Genomic DNA, 8,078 nt, shown 5'->3' with positions numbered 1-8,078 from the left:
ATGATCTTCGGCGCATATGGCGAAAGATGGTCATTCGGTACAGCCATAACTTCCGTCATCTTACCAAGAATGTGCAGTCTTCCACGCAATGCCTGATCCAGCGCACGCTCCAAAATCTCTTTATCGATACCTTTGATCTTGATATCCATCTGGATCGCTGTGATACCCTTCGAAGTACCTGCGACCTTAAAGTCCATGTCTCCTAAGAAGTCTTCAAGCCCCTGAATATCGGTCAGCACAACGATCTTTCCGTTTTCTTCATCCTTAATCAGTCCCATTGCACAGCCTGCGACCGGCGCTTTGATCGGCACACCCGCGTCCATCAGTGCAAGGCAGCTTGCGCATACGCTTGCCTGCGAGGTGGAACCGTTCGAGCTGATGACTTCAGATACGGAACGAATCGCATAGGGGAAGTCTTCTTCCGACGGCAGTACCGGCTCGAGCGCCTTTGAAGCAAGCGCACCGTGACCAATTTCGCGTCTTGACGTCGAACGCATCATTTTTGCTTCGCCTGTCGAATAGGGAGGCATATTATAATGGTGCATATAACGCTTGAAATCTTCTTCAGCAATACCGTCCAGGTTCTGGCCTTCGCGCATGCCACCAAGCGTTACGATGTTCATCGCCTGTGTCAAACCACGCGTGAACACTGCGCTACCGTGCGTTCTTGCAAAGATGCCCGTTTCGCACCAAATCGGGCGGATATCCTCATAACCACGACCGTCAGGACGGATTCCGTCATTGACGATTTTGCCGCGAATCACTTCTTTTGTCATGTAGTACAGCACGTCTGCAATATCTGCCGCACCGTCCGGATATTGCTCTGCAAAATGCTCGAGCACTTCCTTTTTGACCTGATCCTGACGTTCTTCACGCTCGTCCCTGTCAAACGTATCAACGCTCCATGCCACTTTATCAGCGGCAAATGCACGTACTGCATCATTTAATTCATCGGAAATCTGATGGATGTCAAGGACCTTTTCAGGTTTGCCGATATCGTTTTTGATATTCTCAATAAATGCACAGATGCGCTTGATCTCTTCATGTCCGAACAGGATCGCGCCAAGCATTTCTTCTTCCGTAACTTCGTTTGCACTCGCTTCCACCATCATTACAGCATCCTTTGTACCGGATACCACCAGGTGCAGCCTGCTCTTTTCGCGCTGCTCGCTGTCGGGATTGATTACATATTCGCCATCAACAAGTCCAACGATCACTGTGCCCGTCGGCCCCGCAAAAGGCAGACCCGAAATACTGAGCGAAACGGATGAACCGATCATCGCATATACTTCCGGCGGAATATCCGTGTCTACTGACATACATGTCGCAACGATCTGTACATCATTGCGGTAGCCCTTCGGGAAAAGCGGACGGATCGGTCTGTCGATCAATCTGCAAGCTAAAACTGCTTTTTCGGACGGACGTCCTTCACGCTTGATAAAACCGCCGGGGATTTTACCAACAGAATACATTTTTTCTTCAAATTCAACGCTCAGCGGGAAGAAGTCGATTCCGTCCCTTTGCGTTTTCGATGCTGTGGCCGTTACCAGCACAGCCGTATCGCCACATCTTACGATGCATTCGCCGCCTGCCTGGAAGGCGTACTTACCGCTCTCCACAGTGAGAGTCCGGCCGCCCAGTTCCATTTCATACACATGGTTTTGTTGCATAATTTATTCATTCCTCCTGAATTTGATACATCCTTATAGCAGATACCCGCCCCTTAACGATTCAAGGCCGGCAGGTATAAGCCGTTCACATGAAAAAGAGCGAGAAAACCCCGCTCCAATTGCTTATTTTCTTAAGTTGAGACTTTCGATCAGGCTTCTGTATCTGTTGATATCTTTTTCCTTCAGATAGTTTAGCAGCCGCCGTCTTTTACCAACCATTTTCAGCAGTCCGCGTCTTGAATGTGCGTCCTTGCTAAATTCCTTCAAATGCTCGTTTAAGTGGTTGATGCGGAAAGTGAGAAGCGCAATCTGCACTTCCGGAGACCCTGTGTCTCCTTCTTTTTGAGCATACTTCTGAATGATCTCTGTTTTTACTGTCTTATCCATTTTTCTACCTCCATTTGTTGTAAACCCCGTAATGCTATGGTGGCGTCGGAGTGTCGCACATCAGAGCATCCGGTAAAAGTACACGATAATTATTTTAACATATTATGTAGTCGTTGTAAACCTCTAAATTCGCAAGCATCTCGCTTGCCGTATGTGCGTCGGCAGCGATCTGGCGCCGCAGTTCGTCTACATTTGCAAACGCTTTTTCCTGTCGTATCTGGCTGACAAAATACACGCGCATTTCTTCATTGTATACGTCGCCCGAAAAATCAAGAATAAAAGTCTCAATGTTTGGCGTATCGTCCTCCTTCACTGTCGGTTTGATGCCAACGTTCGTCACAGCGCGGTAGAGCTTACCGTCGATCTGCGCGATCGTCGCATATACGCCGTATTGCGGTAAAAGCTTATCTGTCGATATATTGGCCGTCGGGAACCCGATCTTAGACCCCAGATGATTGCCCTTCTCGATCGTGCCATCCACAAAATAGAACCGCTTCAAAAGCTCCGCCGTTTCACGCATATTACCGGCGAGTATCAATCCCCGGATATACGAACTGCTGACTTTTTCCTCGCGATACGCAACGCGCGGCATCACGTGGAGCGTATAGCCGTATCGTTTACTTTGTTCTTTCATATAATCCGTCGTGCCCTCTGCATTTCTTCCAAAACGAAAATCAAAGCCGACCGTGATATGCTTTGCGTGAAAATCATTTACAAGCCGCTCGACAAACTCTTGTTTTGTCAGTTGCGAAAATTCTTTATCGAACGCCTGCAGGAAGAAACCGTCAACACGCATATCCTCAAAAATTTCTTCTTTTTCCTGCAGCGTATAAATGTTCTTGTATGCTGCATGGTTTGGCTTGCCGTCAAACGTATATACAAGCGAAAATAATCCCTGTTGCTTTTTGATATCGTCGATCAGCGTTCTGTGTCCTTCGTGAACCCCGTCAAACAGCCCGATCGCTATCGCCGTTTCCTGCCTGAGCGGCAAATCTTCTTTTGTCAGTATCTTCATGCTTATCCCTCGCGCAGTTTGAGCATCGAAATGATTTTTAGAGTATCTCCTGCACGTTTTCCAATCCCAATCAGTTCATTCCTGCAATACACAGCATAGTGCACGTCTTTTTCAACCTGCAGATCGCGTGCCTTGTTCAGATCAACGGGTGTTCCCGTCGTCAATATATCATACAAATATTCCTCGCAGAAGACGCGCGGCATAAAATCAAGCGCTGTTTCCATTGGGACAAGCGCCCGCTCGATCTCTTGTGTCTTGCATAGCGCTTCGATCTCATAAAGCGTCCACGCATCCTCTACAGCGTAGCCACCCGTCCTGGTGCGCATCAAAAATCCTGTGTATGCGCAGGTACCGAGCGCACGACCCATATCCGCACACAAGCTCCTGATGTATGTCCCCTTGGAACACTGTATCTTCAATAAATATCGATTATCCGCGCCATGCAGAATGTCGATCGTATGGATACGCACTTTACGGGCGGGTTTATTGAGTTCGATCCCCTTACGGGCCAACTGGTAAAGTTTCTTGCCCTCATGCTTGATTGCCGAATACATCGGCGGTTGCTGCATGATCGTCCCCAAAAACTGCGGTATTATGCCTTCTAACTGATGCCGTGAAACAGTCACATCCGACCGGTTGACGACCGCTCCATAGCTATCCTGCGTATCCGTTTCCAAACCGAAACAAATTTCCGCAATGTATTCCTTATCAGACGCCATGATATAATCCGCGATCTTTGTCGCACGACCTACGCATACGGGAAGCACTCCCGCAGCGCCCGGGTCAAGCGTACCGGTATGCCCTGTCTTACGCACATCAAGGATGCGCCGCAGCCGCGTTACCACATCGCTCGAAGTCATGGCCGGTGGTTTCAGTATGTTCAATACACCGTTCATTTCAGATGGCTTCCTGCCGATTTATCGATTTGTTCAAGTATATCATAAATATTGCCCTTCATCATACATCCCGCTGCTTTAACATGACCGCCGCCGCCGCATTCCGCCGCCATCGCGCCCACATCCACATACTCGTTAGAACGAAAGCTCACTTTATAAGTATCCTTGCTCATTTCGCGGACAAAAACAGCGATCTCTACACCGTCTACCTCACGCGCATAGTTGATCAATATCTCGCAATCCTCAACAAGCGCACCCGTCTCTTCAAGGTCGGTCAGCATGATCACGGAAACCGCCAGCTGTCCATCTCTGTGGAAGCGTATTTTCTCGATAAAGCGCGCAATCAGCTTCGTCGCCCCGAGCGAGCGGCGGTTGAATATCTGATCTGCCATTTTTACAAGCGGGAACCCGCATTCCATGATCTGCGAGAAAGTCGCCAATGTCTTTTCCGTGGTATTCGAATAGGTGAAATTGCCACTGTCCGTTGAGATCGCCATATAAATCGCCATAGCGGTCGTCTGGTCGATCGCCACATGCAATTTAGTAAGCAACTCAAAAATCAGTTCGCCCGTCGCCGCCGCTTCTTCCACATAATTCACTTCGCCATAATTCGTATTGGAAATATGATGGTCGATATTACAGTTCGGCTTGCTCACAAACAATGCCTGTGCATCTGAGAGACGCGGCAATGTGGCACAATCCACACTGATCACTGCGTCGTACGCTTGCGCATCCACTTCATCAAGTAGTCGGTAAAGCGGCGTAAATTCTTTAAATATAAGCTTTTTGGGAGGTTCAGACAATAAAATAACCTCGGCTTTTTTGCCAAGATTATCAATTCCCTTACAAAGGGCGTAAGCGCTCCCGAGCGCATCCCCATCAGGGTGGAGATGCGTCAGGATTGCAAAACTCTTATGTTCACTGATAAAACTAAGTACTTCTTTCATTCACGTTCCTTACTGTTTACATCATCTAAAATCTTGGAGATTTTGATGCTGTATTCAATGGAATCATCGAGCACGAACGTCAGTTCCGGCACACGACGGATATCCACGGCTCTTGCAAGCTTCGTACGGATGAAAGATGCGCCATGATTGAGCGCGTCTATGGAAGCGTTGCGTTTCTTGTCCGTATCATATACGCTGATATGTACCTTTGCAAATTTCAGGTCAGATGTGATCTCCACCCGCGTTACACTGGTCATCGCGGAAAGTCTGTCGTCCTTGACGTCGTTCCTGATGATTTCCGCAAGCGCACGCTTGACTTCTTCGTCGATACGGTTCATTCTGTTTACTGACATATTAAGACACCTACCGTTCTATTTCACGCATTTCAAAACATTCAACAACGTCGCCTTCCTTCAGGTCATTGTAGTTATCAAGGGAAAGGCCGCATTCATAGCCCTGCGCGACTTCTTTCGCATCGTCTTTGAATCTCTTCAAAGAACTCAGCGTTCCTTCATATATAACCACATTGTCCCTCAGCAAACGAACCTGACAGTTGCGTTTTACAACGCCATCCGTCACCATGCAGCCGGCAATCGTTCCTATGCTCGATACCTTGAACGTCTGACGTATCTCCGCATGTCCGATCACAGCTTCTTCGTATTCCGGCTCAAGCATGCCCTGCATCGCCGCCGTAATGTCCTCGATCGCCTTGTAAATGATGCGATACAGTCGAACATCGACTTTTTCATGCTCTGCCGCAGCAGTGGCCATATTATCCGGCCTCACGTTGAAACCGATAATGATCGCATTTGCAGCCGAAGCCAGCATAACGTCCGTTTCGGTGATCGCACCTACGCCGCAATGGATCGCGCGTACGCGGACTTCCTCATTGGACAGTTTTTCCAAAGATTCACGCACCGCTTCCACAGACCCCTGTACATCCGCTTTGATGACAACATTGAGGTCTTTGATCTGTCCCTCTGCGATCTGTGTGAACAAGTCGTCAAGCGATACTTTTGACATCTTTTTGAGCATCTCCGCCTTCTGGCGGTCTTTCCTTTGCTCCGCGACCTGCTTGGTCAATTTATCCGCCGGAGCCGCGTGCATAATATCGCCTGCGGCAGGCACTTCCGAAAAACCGATCACTTCAACCGGCTGTGACGGCAGCGCTTCTTCGACCATCTGTCCCCTATCGTTCACCATCGCACGCACACGTCCATAGGCCGTGCCCGCAACGATCGTATCTCCCACGCGCAATGTACCCGTCTGTACTAGAACGGTTGCGACCGGCCCACGGCCTTTATCAAGCTGCGCTTCGACGATCGTACCTTTCGCAAGACGATCCGGATTTGCTTTCAATTCTCCTACATCCGCAACCAGCAGGATCATTTCCAGCAGCTTATCGATGCCTTCTCCCGTTTTCGCGGAAACCGGTACAACGATCGTATCGCCGCCCCATTCTTCGGGCAGCAGATCGTATTCTGTCAGCTCCTGCATGATCTTCTGCGGGTTTGAATTTTCTCGGTCGATCTTATTGATCGCAACAATGATCGGCACCTCCGCCGATTTTGCGTGATTGATCGCTTCCACTGTCTGCGGCATAATACCGTCGTCCGCCGCAACTACAATAATCGCAACGTCCGTAACCTGTGCGCCTCGAGCGCGCATCGCCGTAAACGCCTCATGCCCGGGCGTATCGATAAACGTGATCTTCTCCCCGTTCAGCTCCACCTGATATGCACCGATGTGCTGTGTAATGCCGCCTGCTTCACTTTCCGTAACCTTTGCCAGCCTGATCTTATCAAGCAGCGACGTTTTACCGTGGTCAACGTGGCCCATGATCGTAACGATCGGCGGACGCTTACTGAGCTGCTCGTCCGTATCTTCCGCTTCGTCTACAAGGATATCCTCTGCGGTTTGCGCAATTTTCTGCTCTAGCTCGATGTTGTATTCGCTTGCAATCAACTGTGCGGTATCAAAATCAAGCTGAGAGTTGATCGTCGACATCATGCCCAACAACAATAATTTCTTCAATATCTCCGATACCGGTTTACCGATTTTTTCGGAGAACAATTTAACAGAGATCTTTTCTTCTGTAATAGTCGCCTTTTCGATCTTGATCGGCTCGATCACCATCTTAGGCTGCTGCTGCTTCTTATGACGCTTTCTCGAACCTCTCTGAAAATCGTCGTCTACAGAAAAAATGCGTTCTTTGATTTTCGGACGCTTGTTCTTATCTTCTTCGATCTGCTTTTTGGTTTTGCCGTGCTCAAATCCACCACCCGATTTTCTGGGTGTAAATTTCTTGTCAGCAACAGGAGGACGAGCAGCGGTCGTTGGTGAAGACTGCGTACGTTGCTGTGGCTGCGGCCTGCGGGATTCAGAAGCACCCTGCCGGGGGGCGGGTTTCCTGTCGTCCGTGCGTTCGCCGGGAACTCGTCTTTCTGTCTGCGGTCTTTCCTGCCTGGGACTTTGTGCCACGGGGGTATTCTGCGGCTTGCTTGCTTCGGCAGGAGCTGCCTTCTGCGGCTTCTTCTCGTCTGTTGCCTCTTGCGGTGGTGCCACGCTCTGCTCCGGTTTTTCAGCAGGCTGCTTTATTACAGGTTCTTTGGCTTCCTGCTCTTTTTGCGCCAAAAGAGCCTGCTCGCGTTCTTCTTTCAAACGCTGCTCTTCGCGTTCAGCACGCGCTTTCTCATTTTTAATCTTTTCTATATCAAGGATTTTCGATTCAACCGCCTTGATTTCTTTGATTTGCGTCTCTGCATCCGTCTGCATTTCCAAAATCGTATTGAAAACAGACTGTGCATTCCCCAAAAGATTTTTGTTTGTTTCTAAAATTTTAATCTTGCTCAATGATTTCACCCCCGGAAGTAGTGCGGTATTTTTCCCATGCATGCTTTGCAAAATTCGGACACACTATCCCAATAATTTTATTGTTTGGTTTATTCAGGCTTTTGCCCAACACATCGCCTTCGCATAAGACAATGATTTTTGTTTGATAATAAGCACATGCGTCTTTACATGCTTTTTTCGTCAGATCAGACGCATTCCCATCCACAACGACTAGTTTGGCGCGACCACTCTTGATCGCCTTATCCACTGATTCCGCGCCATAAACGACTTGTCCCGCGCGTGCCGCAAGTCCTAAAAAATCCAGGAACTT

General features: G+C 48.8%; 8 protein-coding genes. All 8 read right to left on the bottom strand.

Features of this window, described 5'->3' with window-relative positions:
• The coding region (locus VB081_RS09690) for a polyribonucleotide nucleotidyltransferase (protein WP_323400619.1) at nucleotides 1-1,670 on the bottom strand (1,670 nt) is incomplete at its 3' end.
• 123 nt (nucleotides 1,671-1,793) lie between these two features.
• The gene (gene rpsO / locus VB081_RS09685) at nucleotides 1,794-2,057 is read right to left on the bottom strand and encodes a 30S ribosomal protein S15 (protein WP_323400618.1); all 264 of its coding nucleotides are present in this window, start codon (nucleotides 2,055-2,057) and stop codon (nucleotides 1,794-1,796) included.
• A gap of 94 nt (nucleotides 2,058-2,151) precedes the next feature.
• A complete protein-coding gene (locus tag VB081_RS09680; protein WP_323400617.1) occupies nucleotides 2,152-3,072 on the bottom strand; it encodes a bifunctional riboflavin kinase/FAD synthetase in 921 nt (306 codons plus the stop codon).
• A 2-nt stretch (nucleotides 3,073-3,074) separates the two neighbouring features.
• Nucleotides 3,075-3,968 (bottom strand): tRNA pseudouridine(55) synthase TruB, encoded by an 894-nt coding sequence (gene truB, locus VB081_RS09675; RefSeq protein WP_323400616.1) that lies wholly within the window; start codon nucleotides 3,966-3,968, stop codon nucleotides 3,075-3,077.
• On the bottom strand, nucleotides 3,965-4,915 hold the full coding sequence (locus VB081_RS09670) for a DHH family phosphoesterase (protein ID WP_323400615.1): 951 nt from the start codon (nucleotides 4,913-4,915) through the stop codon (nucleotides 3,965-3,967). The genes truB and VB081_RS09670 overlap by 4 nt, the downstream gene beginning before the upstream one ends.
• Nucleotides 4,912-5,268 carry a 30S ribosome-binding factor RbfA gene (gene rbfA, locus VB081_RS09665; RefSeq protein ID WP_323400614.1) on the bottom strand — a complete coding sequence of 119 codons (357 nt, stop codon included), beginning with the start codon at nucleotides 5,266-5,268 and terminating at the stop codon, nucleotides 4,912-4,914. Before rbfA ends, VB081_RS09670 begins: the two co-directional genes overlap by 4 nt.
• A gap of 10 nt (nucleotides 5,269-5,278) precedes the next feature.
• Entirely contained in the window at nucleotides 5,279-7,768 is a 2,490-nt protein-coding gene (infB, locus tag VB081_RS09660) for a translation initiation factor IF-2 (protein ID WP_323400613.1), read from the bottom strand.
• Nucleotides 7,755-8,078, bottom strand: a 324-nt coding sequence (locus tag VB081_RS09655) for a L7Ae/L30e/S12e/Gadd45 family ribosomal protein (protein ID WP_323400612.1), incomplete at its 5' end; no start/stop codon positions are given. The genes infB and VB081_RS09655, both read right to left, overlap by 14 nt.

The organism is Christensenella sp., assembly GCF_034927525.1.
In the GTDB taxonomy this organism is placed as follows: domain Bacteria; phylum Bacillota; class Clostridia; order Christensenellales; family Christensenellaceae; genus Christensenella.
This window is presented reverse-complemented; position numbering and strand designations above follow the sequence as displayed.